Origin of the sequence: Burkholderia sp. NRF60-BP8 (genome assembly GCF_001522585.2) — a bacterium.
Classification (GTDB): domain Bacteria; phylum Pseudomonadota; class Gammaproteobacteria; order Burkholderiales; family Burkholderiaceae; genus Burkholderia.
This window is the reverse complement of sequence record NZ_CP013372.1, coordinates 2,556,545-2,579,231: the sequence shown is the minus strand read 5'-3', so window position 1 is coordinate 2,579,231 and position 22,687 is coordinate 2,556,545. Positions and strand designations below refer to the sequence as shown.

At 69.6% G+C, this 22,687-nt stretch carries 22 protein-coding genes; 12 read left to right on the top strand and 10 right to left on the bottom strand.

What is annotated here, in order from left to right:
* Positions 1-13 precede the first annotated feature (13 nt).
* From WS54_RS11915 to WS54_RS11895, 5 genes are all read left to right on the top strand, one after another.
* Positions 14-1,333, top strand: a complete 1,320-nt coding sequence (locus tag WS54_RS11915; RefSeq protein WP_059780216.1) for an SDR family oxidoreductase — start codon at positions 14-16, stop codon at positions 1,331-1,333.
* The gene (locus tag WS54_RS11910) at positions 1,330-1,800 is read left to right on the top strand and encodes a DUF2269 family protein (RefSeq protein WP_059780085.1); all 471 of its coding nucleotides are present in this window, start codon (positions 1,330-1,332) and stop codon (positions 1,798-1,800) included. Before WS54_RS11915 ends, WS54_RS11910 begins: the two co-directional genes overlap by 4 nt.
* A 94-nt stretch (positions 1,801-1,894) precedes the next feature.
* The gene (locus tag WS54_RS11905) at positions 1,895-2,764 is read left to right on the top strand and encodes a thiol-disulfide oxidoreductase DCC family protein (protein ID WP_059780084.1); all 870 of its coding nucleotides are present in this window, start codon (positions 1,895-1,897) and stop codon (positions 2,762-2,764) included.
* Complete coding sequence (locus WS54_RS11900) at positions 2,761-4,260, top strand: TIGR01777 family oxidoreductase (RefSeq protein WP_059780083.1); 1,500 nt, start codon at positions 2,761-2,763, stop codon at positions 4,258-4,260. Before WS54_RS11905 ends, WS54_RS11900 begins: the two co-directional genes overlap by 4 nt.
* 72 nt (positions 4,261-4,332) lie before the next feature.
* Positions 4,333-4,956 (top strand): glutathione S-transferase family protein, encoded by a 624-nt coding sequence (locus WS54_RS11895; protein WP_034206001.1) that lies wholly within the window; start codon positions 4,333-4,335, stop codon positions 4,954-4,956.
* A gap of 75 nt (positions 4,957-5,031) precedes the next feature.
* On the opposite strand, the gene WS54_RS11890 is transcribed toward WS54_RS11895, so the two are convergent.
* A complete protein-coding gene (locus WS54_RS11890; protein ID WP_059780082.1) occupies positions 5,032-6,453 on the bottom strand; it encodes a serine hydrolase domain-containing protein in 1,422 nt (473 codons plus the stop codon).
* A 242-nt stretch (positions 6,454-6,695) separates the two neighbouring features.
* Here WS54_RS11890 and WS54_RS11885 point away from each other — a divergent pair, with 242 nt between their 5' ends.
* The 5 genes from WS54_RS11885 (at position 6,696) to WS54_RS11870 (ending at position 10,863) form a co-directional block, all read left to right on the top strand.
* The gene (locus WS54_RS11885; protein WP_034206003.1) at positions 6,696-7,115 is read left to right on the top strand and encodes an HIT family protein; all 420 of its coding nucleotides are present in this window, start codon (positions 6,696-6,698) and stop codon (positions 7,113-7,115) included.
* Between the two features lie 248 nt (positions 7,116-7,363).
* Complete coding sequence (locus tag WS54_RS33975; protein ID WP_179949012.1) at positions 7,364-7,540, top strand: hypothetical protein; 177 nt, start codon at positions 7,364-7,366, stop codon at positions 7,538-7,540.
* 159 nt (positions 7,541-7,699) lie between these two features.
* Positions 7,700-8,359 (top strand): methyltransferase family protein, encoded by a 660-nt coding sequence (locus WS54_RS11880; RefSeq protein ID WP_059780081.1) that lies wholly within the window; start codon positions 7,700-7,702, stop codon positions 8,357-8,359.
* Positions 8,360-8,734: 375 nt separating this feature from the next.
* Positions 8,735-9,172 carry a hypothetical protein gene (locus WS54_RS11875; RefSeq protein ID WP_027781621.1) on the top strand — a complete coding sequence of 146 codons (438 nt, stop codon included), beginning with the start codon at positions 8,735-8,737 and terminating at the stop codon, positions 9,170-9,172.
* Between the two features lie 854 nt (positions 9,173-10,026).
* Complete coding sequence (locus WS54_RS11870) at positions 10,027-10,863, top strand: bifunctional allantoicase/(S)-ureidoglycine aminohydrolase (protein ID WP_059780080.1); 837 nt, start codon at positions 10,027-10,029, stop codon at positions 10,861-10,863.
* A gap of 81 nt (positions 10,864-10,944) precedes the next feature.
* On the opposite strand, the gene WS54_RS11865 is transcribed toward WS54_RS11870, so the two are convergent.
* A complete protein-coding gene (locus WS54_RS11865; protein WP_059780079.1) occupies positions 10,945-11,739 on the bottom strand; it encodes an aminoglycoside phosphotransferase family protein in 795 nt (264 codons plus the stop codon).
* A 239-nt stretch (positions 11,740-11,978) separates the two neighbouring features.
* Here WS54_RS11865 and WS54_RS11860 point away from each other — a divergent pair, with 239 nt between their 5' ends.
* Positions 11,979-14,105 (top strand): penicillin-binding protein 1A, encoded by a 2,127-nt coding sequence (locus WS54_RS11860; protein ID WP_059780078.1) that lies wholly within the window; start codon positions 11,979-11,981, stop codon positions 14,103-14,105.
* Between the two features lie 8 nt (positions 14,106-14,113).
* Positions 14,114-14,725 (top strand): trimeric intracellular cation channel family protein, encoded by a 612-nt coding sequence (locus WS54_RS11855; protein ID WP_034206008.1) that lies wholly within the window; start codon positions 14,114-14,116, stop codon positions 14,723-14,725.
* Between the two features lie 83 nt (positions 14,726-14,808).
* Here WS54_RS11855 and WS54_RS11850 read toward each other — a convergent pair whose 3' ends face one another.
* The 8 genes from WS54_RS11850 to WS54_RS11815 all read right to left on the bottom strand — a co-directional run bounded on the left by WS54_RS11850 (position 14,809) and on the right by WS54_RS11815 (position 22,531).
* Positions 14,809-15,639 (bottom strand): heme ABC transporter ATP-binding protein, encoded by an 831-nt coding sequence (locus WS54_RS11850; protein WP_059780077.1) that lies wholly within the window; start codon positions 15,637-15,639, stop codon positions 14,809-14,811.
* Between the two features lie 19 nt (positions 15,640-15,658).
* Entirely contained in the window at positions 15,659-16,747 is a 1,089-nt protein-coding gene (locus WS54_RS11845; protein WP_059780076.1) for a FecCD family ABC transporter permease, read from the bottom strand.
* 15 nt (positions 16,748-16,762) lie between these two features.
* The gene (locus tag WS54_RS11840; RefSeq protein WP_059780075.1) at positions 16,763-17,680 is read right to left on the bottom strand and encodes a heme/hemin ABC transporter substrate-binding protein; all 918 of its coding nucleotides are present in this window, start codon (positions 17,678-17,680) and stop codon (positions 16,763-16,765) included.
* Positions 17,677-18,768, bottom strand: coding sequence for a hemin-degrading factor (locus WS54_RS11835; protein ID WP_034206013.1), 1,092 nt, complete (start codon positions 18,766-18,768; stop codon positions 17,677-17,679). The genes WS54_RS11840 and WS54_RS11835 overlap by 4 nt, the downstream gene beginning before the upstream one ends.
* 49 nt (positions 18,769-18,817) lie before the next feature.
* Positions 18,818-21,091, bottom strand: coding sequence for a TonB-dependent hemoglobin/transferrin/lactoferrin family receptor (locus WS54_RS11830; protein ID WP_059780074.1), 2,274 nt, complete (start codon positions 21,089-21,091; stop codon positions 18,818-18,820).
* Between the two features lie 233 nt (positions 21,092-21,324).
* Positions 21,325-21,552 (bottom strand): hypothetical protein, encoded by a 228-nt coding sequence (locus tag WS54_RS11825; protein ID WP_034206014.1) that lies wholly within the window; start codon positions 21,550-21,552, stop codon positions 21,325-21,327.
* A 210-nt stretch (positions 21,553-21,762) separates the two neighbouring features.
* Positions 21,763-22,146 (bottom strand): DUF6232 family protein, encoded by a 384-nt coding sequence (locus WS54_RS11820; protein WP_059780073.1) that lies wholly within the window; start codon positions 22,144-22,146, stop codon positions 21,763-21,765.
* 124 nt (positions 22,147-22,270) lie between these two features.
* Positions 22,271-22,531 (bottom strand): DUF2866 domain-containing protein, encoded by a 261-nt coding sequence (locus WS54_RS11815; RefSeq protein ID WP_011548992.1) that lies wholly within the window; start codon positions 22,529-22,531, stop codon positions 22,271-22,273.
* Positions 22,532-22,687 lie beyond the last annotated feature (156 nt).

Below are 22,687 nucleotides of genomic sequence, written 5' to 3'. Positions count from 1 at the left end.
ATAGAGGATGAGCATGAACGCAGCGTTGCCATCGACCTGTTCGCCCGATCGCACCGGCGCACGCGGCATGACCGTGCTCGTGTGCGGCGCGAACGGTTTCATCGGGCAGGCGCTGTGCGCGCGGCTCGAAGGCGGCGGGCATCGCGTGCTGCGCGGCGTGCGCCGCGCGGCCGGCCCGCACGACGTCGCGATCGACTTCGCGCGGGACGTCGATCCTCGAGCGTGGCGCGCGCGGCTGAAGGGCGTCGACGTGGTGATCAACGCGGTCGGCATGCTGGCCGATCGACGCGGCGCGACGCTCGACGCCGTGCATCGCGCCGCGCCGTGCGCGCTCTTTACCGCATGCTGCCTTGCCGGCGTGGGGCGTGTGATCCAGATCTCGGCGCTCGGCGTCGAGCGCGGCGACACGCGGTACTTCGCGAGCAAGCACGCGGCCGACCGCTTCCTGCAGACGCTGCCGATCGACTTCCGCATCGTGCGCCCCGCGCTCGTCTACGGGGCGGCCGGCGCGTCCGCGCGGTTGTTCCGGATGCTCGCGAGCCTGCCCGTGCATGGACTGCCAGAGGGCGGCCGTCAGCGGCTGCGCCCGGTGCACGTCGACGATCTCGCCGAAGTCGTGGTGCGGCTCGTCGAGCACACGGGCGATTCGCGGGCGGCGGGCAGCCGCGTGATCGACGTGGTCGGCGGCGACGAGGTCGAATACCGCGAGATGCTGGCCTGCTACCGCGCCGCGCTCGGGTTTCCGCCGGCGGCCCGCGTGACGCTGCCGGGTCCGCTGGTCGGCGCGGCGGCCGCCCTGTTGGGCACGCTGCCGGGGGCGATGCTGACGCGCGATACGTGGACGATGCTGCGCGGCGGCAACACCGGCGATCCGGCGGCCGCCACCGCCGTGCTGGGCCGGCCGCCGCGCGGCCTCGGCAGCTTCATCGGCGCGGACGCTGGCGCATTGCGCCGCGACGCGCTCGCGATGTGGCGGCGCCCGTTGCTGTTGGGCGCGCTCGCGATCGTATGGATCTGGACGGCGATCGCGAGCGCCTTCATCCATCCGCTGCACGCGAGCCTCGCGCTGCTGGCGCTTGCGCACCTGACGGGCCTGCCCGCGTTGATCGCGCTTTACGCGGCCAGCGCGCTGGATTTCGCGTTCGGCATCGCGACCGTCGTCGCGCCGTCGCGGCGCCTGTGGGCCGCGCAAGCCGCGCTGATCGTCGCGTACTCGGCGGTCATCGCGGTCACGATGCCAGGCCTGCTGGCCGAACCGTTCGGCCCCGTGCTCAAGAACGTGCCGATTCTCGCCATCCTGTTGATCCTCTATTCAGAAGAAGAACACGCATGAATACCTATCTCGTCGTCAAGGCGCTTCATATCCTGTCTTCGGTGCTGCTGGTCGGCACGGGTTTCGGCACCGCGTTCTATCTGTTCTTCGCGAACCGCACGCGGTCGGTGCCCGCGATCGCGGCCATATCGCGGCTCGTGGTGCGCGCGGACTGGTGGTTCACGACACCGGCCGTGATCTTCCAGCCGGCGTCCGGGCTGTGGCTCGCGCACACGGCCGGCTGGCCGTGGCATACGCCGTGGCTGCTCGCGTCGATCGTGCTGTATGCGCTCGCCGGCGCGTGCTGGTTGCCGGTCGTGTGGCTGCAGATCGAACTTGCATCGATGGCGAAGCTCGCGCACGCGAACGGCGACGCCGCGTTGCCCGAGCGCTACTGGCGCTATGCGAAGCGCTGGGAACGGCTCGGTTATCCGGCGTTCTTCGCGATGCTGACCATTTACTTCCTGATGGTCGTCAAGCCGATGTGAGCCGGTCGCCGTCGCGCGGGAGCGGCGGCGTGCGCGGGAAAGCAGTCGATCGACCGGTTCCTGATGCCAGCGATAACAAGAAGGAGTGCAAAGCATGGATGCAAGTGAATTGGTTCTCTACTTCGACGGGCGATGCCCGTTATGCGTCGCGGAAATCCGGCGTCTTGGCGAGCGCGACGCGCGACATCGGCTGGCGTTCGTCGACATCGCCGAGCCGGGTTTCGATCCGGGGCCGCTGGGCGTCGACCTGCCCGCGCTGAATCGCGAACTGCATGCGCGCCTGCCCGACGGACGCATGCTGACCGGCATCGACGGGATCGCGGCCGCCCATGCGCTGGTTGGGCGTCGCTGGTTCGCCTCGCTGCTTCGCGTGCCGGCGATGCGTGCCGTGTTCGCGCCGCTGTATCGCCGCCTGGCCCGCAACCGGTATGCGGTATCGCACTGGCTCGGGTATCGCGCGGAAGCCTGCCGTGAAGGCGGCGCGTGCAGCCTCGGCCGGAACGCCGAAAGCACGGCAGCGAATCGCCCGCCGCGCGACATCCCGCGCCGCACCGTCGTGCGCTGGATGTACGCAGCCGCGATCGCGCACCTGCTCGTTGGCGCGGCCATTCCGTGGATTGCCGGCGCATCGTGGCTCGACGCGTATCACCGGGGCATCGAGTGGCATTTCCGGTCGACCGCGGCGCCCGACGCCGCGCGCGCCCAGCAAATCTGGTGGATGTCGCTGCTTGGCGCGACGGTGCAGTGCGCCGCAGTCTGGATGCTCGCGCTCGTCCATCTCGGCAACCGGTTGCGGAAGCGGGAAGTGTGGGGCTGGCTGCTGGCCGGCCTGTTGATCTGGGCGCCGCAGGACATGCTGTTGTCGTGGCAGGCGCAGGTGTGGGGGCACGTGGCGATCGACGTGGCCGCACTCGTCGCGATGGTGCCGCCGCTGGTCTGGTTGTGGAGGAGGGATACCGCATGAACATGCTGCCTGCTTTCGACTGGGCGCTCGACTTGCTGATCGTGCAGGGCGTGATGGGCGCATTCGATACGCTTTACCACCACGAACTCACGCAGGATCTGCCGCACAGCCCGCGCGCGCGGCTCGAACTGGCGATTCACGCGGTGCGGTCAGTGCTGTACGGCCTCGTGTTCGCGTCGATCGCGAACGTCGCGTTTCACGGCGCGTGGGTCGCGGTGCTCGCGGCGGTCGTGCTCGTCGAAGTGGTGCTGACGCTGTGGGATTTCGTCGTCGAGGACCAGAGCCGCAAGCTGCCGGCGACCGAGCGCGTGCTGCATACGCTGCTGGCCGTCAACGGCGGCGCGCTGTTCGGCATGATCGCGATGCAGCTCGCCGTGTGGGCGCACGCGCCCACCGCGCTGCACGCGATCGACCTCGGCTGGCGCGGCTGGCTGCTCGGCCTGTTCGCCGTCGGCGTGACGGTGTCGGGCGTGCGCGACGGGATCGCCGCGTGCCGTATCGCGCCACGCGCGCCGGCCGCCAACCCGTTCGCGGGGCAGCGGCCGGGCAACGTGCTCGTCACCGGCGGGACCGGCTTCATCGGCGAAACGCTCGTCAACCGGTTGCTCGAAGCAGGGCATACGGTCACGTTGCTGGCGCACGATCCGTTGCGCGCGGCTTACCTGTTTCACGGCCGCGTGCGCAGCGTGACGTCCGTCGACCAGTTGCAGCCGCACGAGCGCTTCGACACGGTCGTCAATCTCGCCGGTGCGCCGGTGCTGGGCGCACGCTGGAGCAAGCGCCGGCGGGCAGTGCTGCTCGCCAGCCGCGTCGGCGTCACGCAGGCGCTGATGCGCTGGGTGGAAACCGCCGAGGTCAAGCCGCGTACGTGGATCCAGGCGTCGGCGATCGGCTACTACGGCGTGCGGCCGGGCGGCGAACGGCTCGACGAAGGCAGCAGCACCGGCACCGGCTTCATGTCCGAGCTGTGCCGGCAGTGGGAGCAGTCCGTGCAACCGCTCGAGCGCCACCGCGTGCGCGCGGTGGTGCTGCGGCTGGGCATCGTGTTCGGCCCGGGCGGCGCGTTGCGCCCGATGCTGATGCCGCATTACTTCGGGCTGGGCGGCCGATTCGGCGACGGCGCGCAGGTGATGAGCTGGATTCACCGCGACGACGTGTTGCGGATCGTCGCGCGAGCGATGTCCAACGCGGGCATGCGCGGCGTCTACAACGCGGTCGCACCGGCGCCGCTGACCCAGCGCGCGTTCGTGCGGATCGTGACGAAGGTACTGCGCCGCCCGGCATTCCTGCACGTGCCGGCCGCGCCGTTGCGCGCCGCGATGGGCGAGATGGCCGAGCTGCTGCTGGACGGGCAGCGCGTGGTGCCGGCACGGCTGCATCAGGACGGATTCATGTTCCGTTTCCCGACGGCCGAGCACGCGCTGCGCGACCTGACGAATCGGCCGCACGCCGATTTCGCGCCCGCGGCCTGCCGTTTCCCGCGAGGTCGTGTATAAATTCCGCATGAACGCGTTCGGTGCGTGTCGTGCGCGCCGAATGCGCCGCATCCGACCTCACAAGGAGACTGCATGCTGCACGTCCTCGGCAAGATTCCGTCCATCAACGTCCGCAAGGTGCTGTGGCTGTGCACCGAACTGAACCTGCCGTTCGAACAGGAAGACTGGGGCGCGGGCTTCCGCACGACCCACGATCCGGCCTATCTCGCGCTGAATCCGAACGCGCTCGTACCCGTCATCAAGGATGACGATTTCGTGCTCTGGGAATCGAACACGATCATCCGCTATCTCGCGAACCGCTACGGCGGCGATGCGCTGTATCCGGCCGAGCCGCAGGCGCGTGCGCGGGTCGACCAGTGGATCGACTGGCAGGGCTCGGATCTGAACCGCTCGTGGGTCGGCGCATTCCTCGGCCTCGTGCGCAAATCGCCCGACCATCAGGATCCGGACGGCATCGCGCAGTCGATCGCGGGCTGGACGAAGCACATGCAGGTGCTGAATGCGCAGCTCGAAAAGACCGGCGCGTACGTGGCGGGCAATACCTTCACGCTCGCGGACATTCCGATCGGCCTGTCGGTGAATCGCTGGTTCGGCACGCCGTTCGAACATCCGGAATTGCCTGCGGTGTCGCGCTATATCGAACGCCTCGCGACGCGCGAGGGTTTCAAGCAGTACGCGGGCAGCGCGAATCCGTAATGCAGCGCAGATAGCGCGTGAAGCGGCGGCGTCACTGCCGCCGCTTTCTCGCGTCCGGCGGGCAACGGCCAGCCGTCACGCCCCGGGCGCCGGCACCGCGTCGAGCACGCGCGCGAGAAACGCCTCGTGATTCCACGCGGCTTCCGGCCGCGACAGCCCGAGCCGTACGACCACCAACTGACGGCTCGGTACCACGCTCACGAACTGGCCTTCATGGCCGACCGCATGAAACGCGTCGGCCGGCATCGCCCGCGCGTGCGGATCGCGATCGTTGAACGGCTCCGGCACCTTGACCCACAGCTGCGCGCCGAATTCCTGTCGCGACGACTGCGGCGTCGCGCGCGTCAGGTAGCGCACCCAGCCTTCCGGCAGCAGTCGCTGCCCGTTCCACACGCCGTCCTGCAGCAGAAATTGCCCGAAGCGCGCCCAGTCGCGTGCGCTCGCATACATGTACGACGCGCTGACGAGCGTGCCCGACGCGTCGGGCTCGAATACCGCGCTGTGCATCCCGAGCGGCGCGAACAGCGCACGGCGCGGAAACGCGAGGTAGTCGGCGTCGCTGCCGCCCAGTGCTTCGCGCATCACGCGCGCGACGATCGCGCTCGTGCCGCTCGAGTAGGACCACTGCGCGCCGGGCGTCGCGACAAGCGGCTTCGCCGATGCGAACCGCGCGGTATCGGGCTGCGTGAACAGCATCACCGCGACATCGGACAGCGGGTCGTCGTAGTCCTCGTTGAACTGCAGGCCGCTCGTCATCCGCAGCAGCTCGTCGAGCGTGATGGCCGCGCGCGGATCGCCGCTGCCGCGCCATTCGGGCAGCAGCGCCGACGCGTCCGGCGACAGCTTGTGCCGCGCGACCAGCGTGCCGACCAGCGCGGCCGTCACGGTCTTCGTCATCGACCAGCCGGGCAGCGGCGTGTCGGCCGTGAAGCCGGGCGCATAGCGTTCGGCGATCGCCTGGCCGCGCCACAGCACGACCACCGCGCGCGTGCGCCGCGGCCGCGCCGGATCGGGTTCGTCGAATGCGCGGTCGAGCGCGGTTTGCAGCTTGTGGGCGTCGATGCCGGCGGGCGGCGTGGCCGGCGTGGCCGGCTCGGGCGGCTCGGGTGGCGGATCGGGGAGGGGCGGCAACGCGACGGGCAAGGTGGCCGCCGCCGCACCGGTCGCGGGCACGAGCGCGAGCGTGCAGCCGAGTCCCGGCCGGAAGTCGGCTTCGCGTTCGGCGAAGCCGGCGAAGGTCGCCACCGCGCGATGACGGTCGGGGTCGATCGACGGGCGCACCAGTTTCAGCAGCGGATGGACGCCGGCCATGATGTCGACGTCGATCACGGACGCGGCCGGGCGGCCCGACACGAATACGCCCGAGCACAGCGCCTTGGCCGCATAGCCGGTCGCGATCGGCGCAAGCCGGGACAGCATGTAGCCCGTGTAGCCGAGCGCGGCAACGAGCATGAACGCGACAGCGCGCAGAATCACTTTCTTGAGGGGGATCGTCATGCGCGAGCATCCTCGGTGGCGTGCCGGCCGGCAACGATGCGGCAGTGTCGCAGGTTCGGGCGAGGCGTTGCAATCGCAGCCGCGTGACGCGCGATGACGGCCGCATGCATTCGCGCTGCCGCGTACCCGACAGGTCGGCCGGCGTCGCGCGTCGGGGCGAGTTGATATCGGGCCGGCCATCGGCCGATAATCGTCCGCATTGCTCTCTCAGTCCCACTGTCCAACCGAGATCGGAAAACGCCATGTCCTACGACAACAACAACCCGTTCGCCAGGATCCTGCGCGGCGAACTGCCGTGCGTGAAGGTCGCCGAAGACGACGCGACGCTCGCGATCATGGACCTGATGCCGCAGGCCGACGGTCACGTGCTCGTGATCCCGAAGGAGCCGGCCGCGCAGATCTTCGAGCTGTCCGGCGATGCGGCCGCGGCCGGCATCCGCATGACGCAGCGCGTCGCGGCGGCGGTGCGCGCGGCGCTCGATCCGGACGGCGTGTTCATCGGCCAGTTCAACGGCGCGGCAGCCGGCCAGACGGTCCCGCACGTGCATTTCCACGTGATTCCGCGCTGGGAAGGCGCGGAGCTGCGGATGCATGCGCGCGACGTCGCCGACGCAGCGACGCTCGAAGCGCTCGCGCAGCGCATTCGCGCCCGCTTCGTGTAACGGCCCGACGTACTCGGTGCAGCCGCCGTCCACCGACCGCCGTGCCGCCCGAGCGTGTTTCAGCGGTCACACCAGGTAACACGTGTAACCGCCCGGGAAACTCGGCCGGCCAGGCCCGGCGCTAGACTCCGCGCATTGTTTCATCGAGCGACAGGAAGGGCGGATCGCCCCTTCGTGCCGGCCGCCGCCCGTCGCGGCGGCACGGCCTTCGCGCGGTGCCGTTCGTTTTTTGCGCGGGGAACCGAGTCATGTCCAGACTTCTCATCACGCTTGCCTTGATCGCCGGCCTGTCCGGCTGCTACGTCGCGCCGCCGTACGGTTACGCGCCCGCGCCGGCTTACTACGGTTACGGCTACGGCTATGCGCCCGCGTACTACGCGCCGCCCGTCAGCGTCGGAATCGGCGGCCACTTCCGCATCCGCTGATCCGCTGTAGGGCGCCCGCCTCGGCCATATCGGCCCGGTCGGCCGCCCGCGGCTCGACGATGCGCGCGAACGCGCGCGCCGCATGAAGGCGGCGCACGGCACCGGGTGTGTGCAATTCCTATACTTCACGGGAAAGCACGCCCCCGCGAGGCCGTCATCATGACCGTTACTCCCAAGGTCGTCGTCCTGTCGAGCGTCTCCACGCTCGTCTATCTCGGGCTCGCCGTCCTCGGCAGCGGCGGGTTCGCCGCGTTCTTCTCGCATCCGTCGTTGATTGTCGTCGTCGTCGCGACGCTCGCGATGGCCGTCGCCGCACTGTTCACCGAAGGCAACCTGAGCAGCGGCGAGCGCGAGAACCGCGACAATCGCTGGGTGCTCGCGGCGTTCGCGGCGAGCGGCTTCCTGCTTGCGTACTTGCCCGCGCTGACCGACCGGCTCGACGTCTGGACCTTCGGCGGCGACACCGTGCGCTGGATCGGCGTCGTGCTGTACATCGCGGGCGGCGTGCTGCGCATCTGGCCCGTGTTCGTGCTCGGCAAGCGCTTCAGCGGGCTCGTCGCGATCCAGCCGGGCCATACGCTCGTGACGGGCGGCATCTACAGCCGCATCCGCAATCCGAGCTATCTCGGTCTGCTCGTCAATTCGCTCGGCTGGGCGCTGGTGTTCCGTTCGGGTGTCGGCGTGCTGCTGGTCGTGCTGATGCTGGTGCCGCTCGTTGCGCGGATCCGCTCGGAGGAGGCATTGCTGCGTTCGCAATTCGGCGCCGAATACGACGCGTACTGCGCGCGGACGTGGCGCTTGCTGCCCGGCGTGTACTGACCCCGCCATCTTTTCGCGGCCCGTCGTTCGGAGGCCGCTTACCGCATGTGCAGATGTGTTGCCACGTGTGTCTCGAACGTGCGTTCGCGTGCATGAGCGGTCTATCCCTGAGCGGGGCCGGACCCTCGCACAAGTCAATACCAGCAAGGATTTCGAGCGATTTCCGGTACGCGTGCGGTATGCGCGATTCGTAAACAACTTGTTACCAGAATGTCTACGGCAGGAATGCGGGACCGGTGCTATTCTTCGCCGCAAGCTCATTGAAATGAATTGGTCCGCGGTTCGGCACAATGCCTGGCCCGACGTCGATCGATTCAGATCGTCGTACCGAGCGGACCTCGATAACCAGAATTGCGAACAAGGAAGAATACGGGAATGTGGAAGAAAATCGCCCCCGCTCTCGTCGTCGCCGTGCTGACCGGCGCGACCGCACTGCCGGCAGTGGCCGGTGACTTGAACAACGCGCTCGGCGGCGCGCTCGGCGGGGTTGCCGGCGCAGCGGTCGGCGGCGCGGTCGGCGGCAGCACCGGCTCCGTCATCGGCGGCGCGATCGGCGGCGGCGCCGGCGGCGCGGTGACGTCGAACCGTCGCGAGCGCACCGGCGCGATCATCGGTGGCGCCCTTGGCGGCGGCGCAGGTACCGCCGCAGGCAACGCGATGGGCGGCCGTACGGGCGGCCTGCTGGGCGCGGCAGTCGGCGGCGGCGCCGGCGCGGCACTCGGCGGCAACATGTCGCGCAGTTCGTACGATCGCGATCACGGCGACCGCGGCTACCGTCACCGCAAGCATCGTCACCACCGCGACTGGGACTGATCGCCGCTGGCGCGGCACGGTGCGCGAGCCGCGCACCGGCGCGCCGACGGCGTCGGCATCCCGACGCGAACTTCAGCCCGGCGTCCTGCCGGGCCGCTTCGCCGGCCGGACCGGCGATTCTCCTCCGGCTGCATCAGCCGCTGCCGTGTGCCCGATCGACGGGCCGGCCATTCTCCTCCCGCCGTTTTGCCCGTTTCTCGACGACATCGTCTGCCGCGTCCGAACGCATCCGCACAGGATCGGCCGAACGACATCTGTTTTTCCTTCGACACGTCGACTCGTTCCAACCTGACTTGACCTGATCGTCTCCCGCGATCCTGTCGCAGCGATCCGCTGCCCCGCACGTAGCAACCGACTTCGATCCGCGTCACGAAATGCACCGAGACCGTCGCTTGCGCGCCGCATTGCCGTGTATCGACGCATTCCGCGAACGTCGCGACCGTCAGGATTTCCCCGATAGTCGGCCCGTCCCTCGACGCCTCCCGACCGCGCATCACGGGCGCCGGCGGGTAGTGGCAAATCGAATGGATGTCATCGCAACATTTAATTGGTCGATCGGGATCGACTTCGCTATCGTCGGCGATGCTCGCGTACGGCACCGAACCGTGCCGTCGTCCGCGCCTCGCCGCATGATCGCGAGCGCGGCGGCCCGGCGCCGGCCCGACGACTCGGGCCGCCGCGTCCGCCGAACCGGACGGACCCGACGCGAAGCCTGGCCGACCGATCGAAGGCGCATGCGCTTTCAAGCCACCCCGGCAACGATGTCCCGCCGTCGCTTGCGTGCCCCACGCGCATGCGGACCGCCCGACGCCGTTTGCGCCCGGGGCCGGACCAACCCATTGCCTGGATGCAATATGTCTAAGACAACGTATTACGCGCCGCACGGCGGCCACCCGCCGCAAACGGATCTGCTGACCGATCGCGCGATGTTCACCGAGGCGTACGCGGTGATCCCGAAGGGTGTGATGCGCGACATCGTCACGAGCTGGCTGCCGTTCTGGACCCACACGCGCCTGTGGGTGATCGCCCGCCCGCTGTCGGGTTTCGCGGAAACCTTCTCGCAGTACATCGTCGAAGTGAATCCGGGCGGCGGCAGCGACAAGCCCGAGCAGGACAAGAACGCCGAAGCCGTGCTGTTCGTCGTCGAAGGCGAAGCCGAGCTGACGCTGCAAGGCAGGCAGCACACGCTGAAGCCGGGCGGCTACGCGTTCATTCCGCCGGGCGCGGACTGGACGCTGCACAACGTCAGCGATGCGGCGGTGCGTTTCCACTGGATCCGCAAGCATTACCAGGCCGTCGACGGCATTCCACTGCCCGAAGCGTTCGTGACGAACGAGCAGGACGTCGAGCCGATCCCGATGCCGGGCACCAACGGCGCATGGGTGACGACGCGCTTCGTCGACATGAGCGACATGCGTCACGACATGCACGTGAACATCGTGACGTTCGAGCCGGGCGGCGTGATTCCGTTCGCCGAAACGCACGTGATGGAGCACGGCCTGTACGTGCTGGAAGGCAAGGCCGTTTATCGCCTGAACCAGGACTGGGTCGAGGTGGAAGCCGGCGACTTCATGTGGCTGCGCGCGTTCTGCCCGCAGGCATGCTATTCGGGCGGGCCTGGGCGGTTCCGTTACCTGCTGTACAAGGACGTGAACCGTCACATGAACCTGACGCTGAACCCGGCGCGCTGAAGCGCCGCGCAAAGTCGGACACGAAAGCCCGCCGGTGTGAGCCGGTGGGCTTTTTTCATGGGCGATGCGCGCGGTGTGGGGCTACCGGTCGAGCGCGGCCGCAGCCAGCGCGGCGATCTGCAGCCGCGTATCGGGCGGCAGCTCGTCTTCGATCAACCACACGGCCGACAGCCCCGACCACGCGAGTATCCACTGCAGCAGCCGGCGCCGGTCGAGTCGTGCGGCGTCGGCCACGAGCACGATGCGCCGCTCGAAACGCACGGGATCGACCGCGATGTCGTGAGCGGGATTGCAGAACAGGTTCGCGTAGTCGAACGTGCGCTCGCCGCGCAGCCCTTTCGGGTCGATCGCGCGCCAGCCGCGATCGCCGAAATGAAGAATGTTGTCGTGATGAATGTCGCCGTGCAGCACGACTTCGTCGACGGATGGTCTCGCCAGCAACTGGCGAGCGACCGCCGCCGAACAACGCAGCGCATCGTGGTCCGCATCGCTCGACAGCAGCGCGTAGAACCAGTCATGCAGCGGCACGACCGCAGGCACCTGCGGCGCACGATGTGCGTGCAGCCGCGCCACGACGTCGCAGGCGATGCGCATCGTGTCGTCGTCGTGGCCTGCTGCCGACAATGCGGCTAGCGATGGCGCCGGCTGCGCGCGTTCGAGCAGGATCGCGTCGCCGTCGTGCCGCCACACCTGCGCGGCGCCTTGCCCATTCCACCACGCCATCAGCGCATTGCCGCGGCGCTCTTCGTCGCATGTGGCGACTTTCAGCATCGCGGGCCGCGCGCGCCAGACGACCGGCAACAGGCCGCCGCTCGCGGTCAGGATCGGGCCGCCGTCGGGGACGAGGCCCCACAGGTCGAGATATCGATCGAACATCACGCGATGGTACAGGCGAACCGGCTCGCGCGCCGCGCGGTCCGCCGTGACCGCGTGCCGCAGGCCCGCACGCGCGCCGCGAACCGACCCGCCGCCCTTTCCTAAATAAAATTTAGCCAGCCAAACTTTCGCTAAAGAATGTTCCGGTTTCACGTCATCCCTTCGACAATGCGCGCCTTTCGCGACCGATCGGCGCCGCTCGCGCGCCGGCCGTCGCGGCATTGAAGAAGGAGCCCGACATGACCGACCCCACCGCCAACCTGCCGCCGCCCGCGCCGCCCTCCGCACCGCCGCGCCGCCGCCGCGTATGGCGCACGCTCGCGGGCGCGTTGCTCGGCCTGACGCTCGCGTGCGCCGGCATCGGCGCCTGGACGATCGACCGCATCTGGACGCAGTTGCCGTCCGTCGAACACCTGGCCGTCTATCGTCCCGCGCTGCCGCTGCGGATCTTCTCGCGCGACGGCGACCTGCTGGCCGAATACGGCGTCGAGCGGCGCGAGTTCGTGCCGCTCGAACGCATCCCGCCGCTGATGCGGCATGCGCTGCTCGCGGCCGAGGACGCGAAGTTCTACGAACACGGCCCGGTCGATGTCGGCGGCCTCGCGCGGGCGACGTTCGCGAACGTCGTCACCGGGCAGCCGGGGCAGGGCGGCAGCACGATCACGATGCAGGTCGCGCGCAACTTCTACCTGACGCGCGACAAGGTGCTGAGCCGCAAGCTCGCCGAGATTCTGATGGCGGCCAAGCTCGAACGCGAATACCGCAAGGACAAGCTGCTCGAGCTGTACATGAACGAGATCTATCTGGGCGAGCGCGCGTACGGCTTCGCGGCTGCCGCGCACGTGTACTTCGGCAAGCCGCTCGACGCGCTGAGCGCGGGCGAGGCGGCCGTGCTCGCCGGGTTGCCGAAGGCGCCGTCCGCGTTCAACCCGGTCGTCAACCCGGCGCGCGCGACCGCGCGGCGCAACTACGTGCTCGGCCGGATGCATGCGCTCGGCCAGCTCGACGATGCGGCGTATCGCACGGCCGTCGACGCGCCGATCGTGCTGGCGACCACGCCGCCGCCGGGGATCGTCGCGGCGCCGTACGTCGCCGAGCGCGCGCGCCGCATGATGGTCGAGCGGTTTCACGACGACGCGTACACGCTGGGCCTCGACGTGACGACGACGATCTCGATGCGCGACCAGCGCGCGGCCGAAGCCGCGCTCCAGCGCACGCTGAGCCGGCAGCCGCGCGCGAAGCGCGACATGCGCAACGGGCTCGAAGGCGCGCTCGTGTCGCTCGATGCGGCCACCGGCGACATGCTCGCGCTGGTCGGCGGCGCGGATTTCGACCGCAACGTGTTCGACCATGCGCTGCAGGCGTATCGCCAGCCGGGGTCGAGCTTCAAGCCGTTCGTCTATTCGGCGGCGCTGGAGAAGGGCTACTTCCCCGGCGTGCTCGTCGACGATACGCAGCGCACGCTCACGCACGCGGAAACCGGCGCGCGGCCGTGGCGTCCGCGTAATTTCGGCAATCGCTACGAAGGCTTCATCCCGGTGCGGCGCGGGCTCGTGCGCTCGAAGAACCTGGTCGCGGTCAGCCTGATGCAGGCGGCCGACGCGCGCTACGTGCAGCAGCACGCGGTGCGTTTCGGCTTCGACGCGCAGCGCAATCCGGCGTCGCTGCCGCTCGCGCTCGGCGCGGGCGCCGTGACGCCGCTCGAACTCGCGAGCGCATACGGCGTGTTCGCGAACGGCGGAACGCGGATGGAGCCGCGCCTGATCCTGTCGGTGAAGCAGCGCCACGGCGGCGCGATGTACGAGGCGACCGTGCCGGCGGGCGAGCGGGTCGTATCGGCGCGCAATGCGTTCGTGATGGACAGCATGCTGCGCGACGTCGTGCGGGCCGGTACCGCGCGCGGCGCGCTCGCGCTGCGGCGTGACGACACGGCGGGCAAGACGGGCACGTCGAACGGATCGAAGGACGTATGGTTCGCCGGCTACTCGTCGGGCATCGTCGCGGTCGCGTGGCTCGGCTACGACACGCCGCGCCCGATGGGGCGGGCGACCGGCGCGACGCTGGCGCTGCCGGTCTGGCTCGACTACATGAAGACGGCCGTCGACGGGCGCACGCCGGTCGCCGCGACGCCGCCGCAGGACGTCGCGCTCGTCGACGGCGATTTCGTCTACGCCGAATACACGCGCGGCACGTGCACGGCCGACGTGCCGGCGTATATCCGCAGCCGCTTTGCATGCGGCGGCGCGGCGGCCGTCGATGCACCGGATGCGCCGGCCGACCACGGCAAGCGCGACGCACCGATGCCCGCCGCCGTCGATGCGGCCGAGCGCGAACGCGTGCTCGACCTGTTCCGGACCGACGACTGACCCACGCCATGCATACGCTCTATCTGATTGCGATCGTCGCGGAAGCGATGTCGGGGGCGCTGATGGGCATGCGCCGCGGGATGGACCGCTTCGGGCTCGCGCTCGTCGGCGCGGTGACGGCGCTCGGCGGCGGCACCGTGCGCGACGTGCTGCTCGGCCACTATCCGCTCGGCTGGATCGCGCATCCCGAATACCTGGTGATCACGCTCGTCGCGGCGACCGTCGCGTCGTGGGCGGCGCGGCACGTCGCGCGCATGAAGACGCTGTTCGTCACCGTCGATGCGATCGGCCTCGCGGCGTTCACGATCATCGGCTGCGACATCGGCGCGTCGACCGGCACGGCGCCGATCATCGTGGTGCTGGCCGGCGCGATCACCGGCGTGTGTGGTGGGATGCTGCGCGACCTGCTGTGCAACGAGATGCCGCTGATCCTGCGCGAGGAACTGTATGCGAGCGTCGCGTTCGTCACGGGCGCGCTGTATGTCGGGATGCAGCATGTCGGCATCGACGCTGGATGCGCAACGCTCGTCGCGCTGGCGGCCGGCTTCTCGATGCGGATGCTCGCCGTGCGGCTCGGCTGGAAGATGCGAAGCTTCGGCGCGGCGGACGTCGAGCATTGAGCAAGGCGGGTCTTCGCGACGGCCGTCAACGAGGGCAACGAACCGCATCGAGCGACGCAACGATCATGCGATACGCGCCCGCGCTACGCGGGCACCATCACCGGCGGCGTCCCGTCGCCGGTTTCCACCATCTTCACCGCGAAGCCATAGCACCGCGCGATATGGGCAGGCGTCATCACGTCGCGCGGTGCGCCATGCGCGACGATCGTGCCGTCGACGAGCATCGCGATCGCATCCGCATGTCGCGCGGCGAGGTTCGGATCGTGGACGATCGCGAGCACGCCGAGCTGCCATTCGCGCGCGACGGCGCGCACGGTATCGAGCAGGCGGTGCTGGTGCGGGAGATCGAGCGCGGCGGTCGGCTCGTCGAGCAGCAGGTAGCGCGGGCCGGGTTCCGTCGCGTCGTGGTCCGGCCACAGCTGCGCGAGGACGCGTGCGAACTGCACGCGCGCGAGTTCGCCGCCCGACAGCGTCGTGACGTCGCGGCCGACGAGCGCATCGGCGCCCGCGCGTTCGAGCGCGCGCCACGCGATGTCGCGATCGCGGTGTGCGATCACGTGCCGCGTACCGCCGCGCCGCGTATGCGGATAGCGGCCGAGCAGCACGATTTCGTCGACGCTGAACGGGAAGGCCGGCTGCGCGGCCTGCGGCAGCACCGCGCGCAGGCACGCGAGCCGCCGCGCGTCGATGCGCGCGAGCGATTCGCCGTTCAGCGTGACGTCGCCCGTCACGCGCACGCCGTTCGGCGCGATGCTGCCGGTCAGCTCGCCGGCGAAGGCTTTCAGCAGCGTGCTCTTGCCCGCGCCGTTGCGGCCGAGCAGCGCCGTCACGCGGCCGGGTTCGATCGACAGCGACAGGTCGCGCAGGATCGTGCCGTGCCGGCGGGCGACGTTGAGGTGGTGGGCGGTCAGCATGGTCGTCTCGAAGAAGGGATCACCCGCCGAGCGCGCCGCGGTTCTTCCACAGCAGCACGAGGAAGAACGGCGCGCCGAGCAGCGCGGTCAGCACGCCGAGCGGAATGTCGGCGGGCGCGGCGACGGTGCGCGCGGCGAGATCGGCCGCGAGCGTCAGCAACGCGCCGAGCAACGCGGCGCCGGGCAGCACGATGCGCTGGTCGGGGCCGCACGCGAGGCGCACGCAATGCGGCGCGACGAGCCCGATGAAGCCGATGATGCCCGCACACGACACGAGCGCGCCGACCGCGAGCGCGACCGCGACGAGCACGCGCCGCTTCAGTTGCTGCACGGGCACGCCGAGATGCAGCGCTTCGGTTTCGCCGAGCTGCAGCGCGTTCAGCGCGTCGCGGTCGCGCACGAGCAGCATGCAGCCTATCGCGACGCACGGCGCGACGGCCGCCAGCGTCGACCATTGCGCGCCGCCGAGGCTGCCGAGGCTCCAGAAGGTCAGCGAACGCAGCTGTGCATCGTCGGCGACGAACGTGAGCAGCCCGATCGCCGCGCCGGCCAGCGCATTGATCGCGATGCCGGCGAGCAGCAGCAGCGGTAGCGCAAGCCGGCCGCGCGATGCGGCCAGCCGGTAGACGAGCGCTGCGACCGCGAGGCCGCCCGCGAACGCGGCGACCGGCAGCGCGGCCGCGCTCGCGTGGGCGGCGAAGAGTGCGGGGCCGAGCACGATCAGCGTGGTCGCGCCGAGCGCGGCGCCGCTCGACACGCCGACGAGCCCCGGATCGGCGAGCGGATTGCGGAACAGCGCCTGCATCGCGGCGCCGGTCGCGCCGAAGCCGCCGCCGACCAGCAGCGCGAGCGCGACGCGCGGCGCGCGGATGTCGAACAGCACGGCGCGCGCCTGTTGCGCAGCCGCGTCGCCGCTCAGTGCGGCCCAGGCTTGCGCCAGCGGAATGCGGTACGCGCCGACGCACAGCGCGACGACGGACATCGCGCCCACCAGAACGGCGAGCGCGGCCAGGACGAACGGCGCGAAGCGGCGTGACGTGCCGACGCGCGCGGCGCCGGTGCGCGAGGCGGACGATGACGCGTTGAAGGACGAAACGTGAGCGGGCATCGGGTCGATCCGGAATCAGGCGAGCGCATCCGACAGGCGTCGATGCAGGGTCGTGACGGCGAGCGGCAGGCGCGGGCCGAAGCCGAGCAGGAACAGCGCGTCGAGCGACACGACGCGCCGCGCGCGGCCGGCCGGCGTCGCGCCGAAGCCGGGTGTCGCGAGCAGCGCGGCGTGACCGCCGACGGCCGCCAGCCCTTCGTCGGAGATCAGCACGACGTCGGGTGCGGCCGCCGCGAGCGCCTCGGTCGTCAGCGGCTTGTAGTGATCGAAGCCCTGCATCGCGTTGCGCGCGCCCGCGTAGCGGATCATCGCGTCGGCGGCGGTGCGCTGGCCGGCGACGAGCGCCTGGGTGCCGGTATGGTTCAGCACGAACAGCACGCGTGGCGGCTGCGCGCCGCCGGGCACGCGCGCGGCGACCGCGTCGCGCGCGGCCTGCCAGTCGCGATCGAAACGCCGCAGCAGCGCGGCGCCGGCGTCGCGCACGTCGAGCGCTTGCGCGACGCCGGCGATCTTTGCGCGTACCGATTCGACGTCGTGGCGCTCGTCGAACGTCGTCACCGTGACGCCGGCGCCTTTCACTTGCGCGATCGCCGTCGGCGGGCCGGCTTCCGCCGATGCCAGCACGAGATCGGGCCGCAGCGACAGCAGCCCTTCGGCCGACAGCGCGCGCTGGTAGCCGACCTTCGGCAGGCGCTTCGCGGCGTCGGGATACGTGCAGGTCGTGTCGGCGCCGACGAGCCGATAACGCGGCGTCTCGGCGCCGCCGAGCGCGAACGCGGTCTCCGCGAGCGCACCGCCGATCACGATCACGCGCGTCGGGGCGGCCGGCGCGGCCTGGGCGAGCACGCCGCCGGGCAGCGCGGCCGCGAGCGCGCCGGCCGCTGCGCCGGCCAGCAGCGACCGGCGGCGCGGATCGAACGGCCGCGCGCTCACCGCGCGGCTCCGCGTGCGGCCGCCGGCAGCGTCGCGACGAGCGCGCGCCAGTCGTCGCGCTCGGCCTTGCCGGGCTTGCGCTCGCCGAACAGCAGCGCGACGTGGTCGCCCTGTCGGTCGAACAGCTCGAGCGACGTGACGATGCCGTCGCTCGTCGGCTTCTTCACGACCCACGCCGCGGCGATCAGGTCTTCGCGCACGTGCAGGTTGAATCCCGGATCGAGCACGTTGATCCACGCGCCGACCTCGCGCACGTTCGCGACGGGGCCCGTATGGATCTGGATCATCCCCGCGTTGCCGACGAACACCATGATCGGCTGGCCGCTCTTCGCCGCCTGTTCGAGTACGTGGCGCAACGCATGCGCGGTTTCGACCGGATACGCGTAGTGCGGATCGGCGAGGCGCAGCGCCTGCATGCGGCTCACGCCGAAGCGCTGCGTGATGCCGAAGAACTGATGCGTGTCGGTCATCGCGTCCCACGCGGCGCGAAAGCCTGCGACGTCGATCTCGGTGTCCGCGCGCTCGGGCGTTTTCGGCGCGGCGGGCGCGACCTCGAGGCCCGGCTCCTGCGACGGCGCGCGCCAGCGTTCGACGAACGCGTCGTATGCGGCATGATCGCTGTGCGCGCGCAGGTAGACCTTGTGGATCGCATGACCCTGCGCATCGAAGAACTGCAGGCTCTTCAGCGGGCCGTGCGCGGTTTCGTCGCGCACCGCGAACGCCGATACCCAGTGACGATAGAAGATGCGCAGGTCGATGTCGCCGAGCGCGAGGCCGACGGGGCCGTCGTGGCTCATCTGCGCGTACTCGCCGTCTTTTTCGTGGACGGCCGTGTCGTTGCGCGTGAGCGCCATCACGCGGCCGAGGCGCGGCATTTCCTCGAACATCGTCGGAAAGCGCGCGTCGAGCCGCACGACGTGCTCGCCGACGAACGCGGCGAGCGCCTCGGCTTCGCTGACGCCGAGCGCCTGCGCGACGTCGCGGTTGCGCAGTTGGCGCTCGGTCTTGAGCTTGATGAACGCGTCGCGCAGCGCGGCGGCCGCGCGGGCCGGCGTGGCCGATTGACCGGGAAGGGCGGATGGCATCATGTCGGACTCCTTCAAGTAACGGTTGGGGTGGCAGCGCGGGCACCGCGCATCAGAAATCCACTTTCATGCTGACGGCGACCGTGCGGCCGGGCGACGAATACGCATCGAGCACCTGCGAATCGGCCGCGATGCCGCGCACGTCCGACCAGTTCCAGTACTTGCGGTCGAACAGGTTGCGGATGCCGATCGTCGCGCTCACGTGCTTGTTGAAGCGGTAGCCGCCGCGCAGGTCGACGACGAACGACGACGGCGGCGTGAAGCACGCCTTGTTCGAACAGTCGGACTTGTCGACGTCCTTGTCGCGTTTGGCGGCCTGGAACAGCAGGTCGGTCTGCACGAACCAGCGTTCGCCCGGCTCGTACCGCACGCCGAACACGGCCGAGAACGGGTTCACGGTGTTGAGCGGCTGGCTGGCCGCGCCGTCGTTCTGCGTCGAGCCTTTCGTGAACGCCATCGCCGTCTTCAGCGTGATGCCGTTCGGCATCACCCATTCGGCGCGGCCTTCGAGGCCGTGGATGCGCGCGTCGGCGAAGTTCACGTACTGGAACACGAACGGGTCGACCGGGCGGCCGCTGCCGGCGATCGTCGTGCGCGAGATGAAGTTGCGGTAGCGGCCGGTGAACGCGGCCGCGCTGTAGCGCACGACGCCGTAGCCGGTGCCGGCCTTGCCGCGCAGGCCGGCTTCGAACGTGTCGCTGGTTTCGGGCTTCAGATTCGGATTGCCGATCGACGTGTAGCCGTACACCGGATTCGAGAAGCTGCTGTTCACCTGGTCGGGCGTCGGCGCGCGGAAACCGTGCGCGTACTGCACGTACGGAATGACCGCGGGCGTGATCTCGTAGAGCACGGCGACGCGCGGCGACAGTTCGTTCGCGCTCGTCGACACGGCCTTGCCGGTGAACAGCGGATCGTTTTCGGTCGGGCTCAGCCGGTACGTGTCGAAGCGCAGGCCCGGCGTGACGAGCAGGCGGCCGTAGCCGATCTGGTCCTGCACGAACGCGCCGAACAGCGTGTAGTCGGTGTCGGGGAACGCCTTGTTCGGGAACGCTTCGCCGACGCCCGGCACCGTGCCGTCGCGCATGTTCGTCACGCGCGACAGGCTGCCGTCCACGCCGTACAGCAGCTTGTGCGCGAGCGGGCCGGTCGCGAAGCCGCTTTCGGCGAACGCGGCGCCGCCGAACGTGCGTTCCTTGTACTGGTTGTCGCGCGAGCGCGATTTCAGCGGCGCGCCACGCGTCTCGAACGCGTACTGGTCCTGCTTCGCGTCCTGGTAGTAGAACTGCACGTGCGCGGTCTGGAACCAGCGGAATGCGTCGTCGCGGAAGTCGTAGTCGACGCTGAAGCGGTTGCGCTCGAGCCGGTCGCGAGTCGTGAGGCCGAGCGTCGCCGGCGCATTGATCGCGGAGAGCACATCCGTGCTCACGCGCCGCTGCACCGTTTCGGCGGTGAGCTTGACCGTGTCGCGCGCGGTCGGCGTCAGCACGAGCTTGCCGAGCAGCGACTCCGAATAGACGTCCTGCGGGTTCGACGTCGTGCGCAGCGTGCTCGCCGAGTTGTTGCCGCCGCGCGTGTCGACCTCGTGGCCGCGCCGGCCGTCGGCGATGATCATCCCCTGGATGCGATCGTTGCCGCCCGCGGCCGACATGGTCGCGCCGATGCTGCGGTCGGCCGAGTCGTAGCTTGGCCGGAACGAGAAGTAATGGGGTTTGCCGTAGATCGACAGCAGGTCGCGCGGATCCTTCGTGATGAAGTTCACCGCGCCGGTCAGGCCGTCGCTGCCGTAGAGCGCCGACGCCGGCCCGCGCAGGATCTCGATGCGCTTGAGCGTGTCGAGATCGGCGTAGTCGCCGCGCCCGGCTTCGAGCGGCCCGAACGAGAACGCGTTCGGCAGGCGGATGCCGTCTTCCATCAGCAGCACGCGATTGCCCTCGAGGCCGCGGATGTTGATGCTCGAATCGCCGTCGCGGCCGCCGCCGAGCGCGGCGCTGCCGGGCCGGTACGCGGTGCGGCGCACCGTGATGCCGGGCTCGTAGCGCAGCGCGTCCTTGATGTTGGTGGCCTGCTGCGCTTCGAGATCCTCGTCGGTGATCACCGACACGGACGCCGCCGTGCGGCTCGCCGCGGTGGCGGTGCGGGTGGCCGTGACGGTGACGGGGTCGAGCAGCGCCGCATCGCCGCGCGTGGACGCGGCGGCGGTCAGGACGGCGGCAGGCGGGGTGGCGCCTTGCGGCGACGAATCGGCGTGAGCCGTGGCGGCGGACAGGCCGAACGCGCCGAACAGCGCGGCACAGATCGGCCGCCGCGCCAGCGTATAGCAATGCACAGGTGGTCTCCCATTGACGGTAACAAGCCCGAAGGCTGGCTGGGTGACGCGTTCACCTGGCTGGCCCGTTTGCGCGCGGCATGCGGCAAACGGCGATTTGAAAGGCAACTGACAATTTTGCCAGTGTAAATGAGAATTATTATCGATACAAGGACGCGAAGCGACCCACGCGAGTGAGTGCTCGCATGCGCGGCTCGTGCGAGCCGGGACGGAAATTCCGGGGAAATGGGGTTTTAAGCGAGCGCTTCGATGCGAATCAGCAGGTTGCGCGCATGCGCGATGAACGCATCGTGGGTCGCGCGATCGCCGTGGCCTTCGATACCGGCTTGCTCGGCGAACGCGATCTGTTCGGTGTAGAGATCGACGAGCGCACGGCGTTCGTCAAGGGGAAGCGCGCGGATCATCGACACGATCAGCAGTTCCTGTGCGCGGAGCATGCCGGACAGCGATTGGGCGTTCATGCTGGCCTCCTCGGACGATGCGGCGGCGGGCCGCTCTTTCCATACTAGGCGGTCGGCAGTCGCCGCGCACGCGCGGCACGCGAGACGATGACGCGGGAAGCCGATTCGACGAAGATGCCTCGGCCCGAAACGACGAGGTGCCTTGCGAGCCGATACGCGCCGCGCGCATCCGCGGATCGCGAACCGAAGCGCGCCGCGACGCGAATGGAATCAGCCGGCCGCCGTCGCGGCCTGTGCATCGCGCACGACCTGCGCGACGCGTTCGACGAACTCGGCGTCGACGCTCGACAGCGCTTCGCGCTTGCCGTCGGGCATCTCGACCATCAGGCGATACGTGATGTCCTGCGTGACCCACGCAAGATAGCCGACGACGACGAGCATCGCGCCGACCACCAGCGCGGCGCTCGACGCGCCGATGCCGCCGGCGACGGCGATGGCCGCGCCGATCAGCGAGATCAGCGACGGCACGAGCCGGTTCTTCGGAATCTTGACGACGTCGACGTGGCGAATGTCACGCAGTGCGAATACCTGCCCCGCGGCCGACAGGCCGTTGCGCGTGACCATGACGCCGCGCTCGTTGAATGCGTTTTCCATCGTGTGTTGCGTGGACGAAAACGCGCAGCGTAGCAGGTTTCGTTGCCGCGTCAAACGAGACCGACTGCCGCACGATGCGTGCGGCGCGGCCGCCAGCCGGAAGACGGGTGGCGCGCAGACGCGTTCAGAACTGCAGTCGGCCGTCGCCGTAAAGCCGGCCGGGCACGTGCGACGCGACGACCTCGGCGATTTCTTCGTCGGTCGATTCGGCCGGCACGATCTGGCGCCGCGCGGGCGCGTCGAGATGCATCGTCCACTCGACGAGGCGATACGGACGGCCCCAGGGGCGCTGCATTTCCACCGACACGCGGCAACTCTGGACCGGCAGCGAGTGTTGGCACGTCAGAATCGCGTGCAGATGGCTGAAAACGGTATCTTCGATCATCGTGGCCTCCGATCCTGTCTTGTGGGCAGTTGATGGCGGTGCCGTAGGGGTGTCTCAAAAAAAAAGCCGCCGATGCTCAGGCGGCCAACAGGGGGGGTGAGAGCATCCTCTCAGCCCAGAATTAAGCGAAACTTAAAAGCCCATAAAAAAGCGCCC

Excerpts from the sequence above, each read along its gene's own strand:
- WS54_RS11865 (WP_059780079.1), bottom strand. The coding sequence starts at position 11,739 with ATGTTCGATCGATATCTCGACCTGTGGGGCCTCGTCCCCGACGGCGGC.
- WS54_RS33975 (WP_179949012.1), top strand. The coding sequence starts at position 7,364 with ATGTCCAGACTTCTCATCACGCTTGCCTTGATCGCCGGCCTGTCCGGC.
- WS54_RS11850 (WP_059780077.1), bottom strand. The coding sequence starts at position 15,639 with ATGCTGACCGCCCACCACCTCAACGTCGCCCGCCGGCACGGCACGATC.
- WS54_RS11870 (WP_059780080.1), top strand. The coding sequence starts at position 10,027 with ATGTCTAAGACAACGTATTACGCGCCGCACGGCGGCCACCCGCCGCAA.
- WS54_RS11820 (WP_059780073.1), bottom strand. The coding sequence starts at position 22,146 with ATGGAAAACGCATTCAACGAGCGCGGCGTCATGGTCACGCGCAACGGC.
- WS54_RS11915 (WP_059780216.1), top strand. The coding sequence starts at position 14 with ATGAACGCAGCGTTGCCATCGACCTGTTCGCCCGATCGCACCGGCGCA.
- WS54_RS11880 (WP_059780081.1), top strand. The coding sequence starts at position 7,700 with ATGACCGTTACTCCCAAGGTCGTCGTCCTGTCGAGCGTCTCCACGCTC.
- WS54_RS11890 (WP_059780082.1), bottom strand. The coding sequence starts at position 6,453 with ATGACGATCCCCCTCAAGAAAGTGATTCTGCGCGCTGTCGCGTTCATG.
- WS54_RS11825 (WP_034206014.1), bottom strand. The coding sequence starts at position 21,552 with ATGAACGCCCAATCGCTGTCCGGCATGCTCCGCGCACAGGAACTGCTG.
- WS54_RS11855 (WP_034206008.1), top strand. The coding sequence starts at position 14,114 with ATGCATACGCTCTATCTGATTGCGATCGTCGCGGAAGCGATGTCGGGG.
- WS54_RS11875 (WP_027781621.1), top strand. The coding sequence starts at position 8,735 with ATGTGGAAGAAAATCGCCCCCGCTCTCGTCGTCGCCGTGCTGACCGGC.
- WS54_RS11900 (WP_059780083.1), top strand. The coding sequence starts at position 2,761 with ATGAACATGCTGCCTGCTTTCGACTGGGCGCTCGACTTGCTGATCGTG.
- WS54_RS11835 (WP_034206013.1), bottom strand. The coding sequence starts at position 18,768 with ATGATGCCATCCGCCCTTCCCGGTCAATCGGCCACGCCGGCCCGCGCG.
- WS54_RS11905 (WP_059780084.1), top strand. The coding sequence starts at position 1,895 with ATGGATGCAAGTGAATTGGTTCTCTACTTCGACGGGCGATGCCCGTTA.
- WS54_RS11895 (WP_034206001.1), top strand. The coding sequence starts at position 4,333 with ATGCTGCACGTCCTCGGCAAGATTCCGTCCATCAACGTCCGCAAGGTG.
- WS54_RS11860 (WP_059780078.1), top strand. The coding sequence starts at position 11,979 with ATGACCGACCCCACCGCCAACCTGCCGCCGCCCGCGCCGCCCTCCGCA.
- WS54_RS11845 (WP_059780076.1), bottom strand. The coding sequence starts at position 16,747 with ATGCCCGCTCACGTTTCGTCCTTCAACGCGTCATCGTCCGCCTCGCGC.
- WS54_RS11885 (WP_034206003.1), top strand. The coding sequence starts at position 6,696 with ATGTCCTACGACAACAACAACCCGTTCGCCAGGATCCTGCGCGGCGAA.
- WS54_RS11910 (WP_059780085.1), top strand. The coding sequence starts at position 1,330 with ATGAATACCTATCTCGTCGTCAAGGCGCTTCATATCCTGTCTTCGGTG.
- WS54_RS11815 (WP_011548992.1), bottom strand. The coding sequence starts at position 22,531 with ATGATCGAAGATACCGTTTTCAGCCATCTGCACGCGATTCTGACGTGC.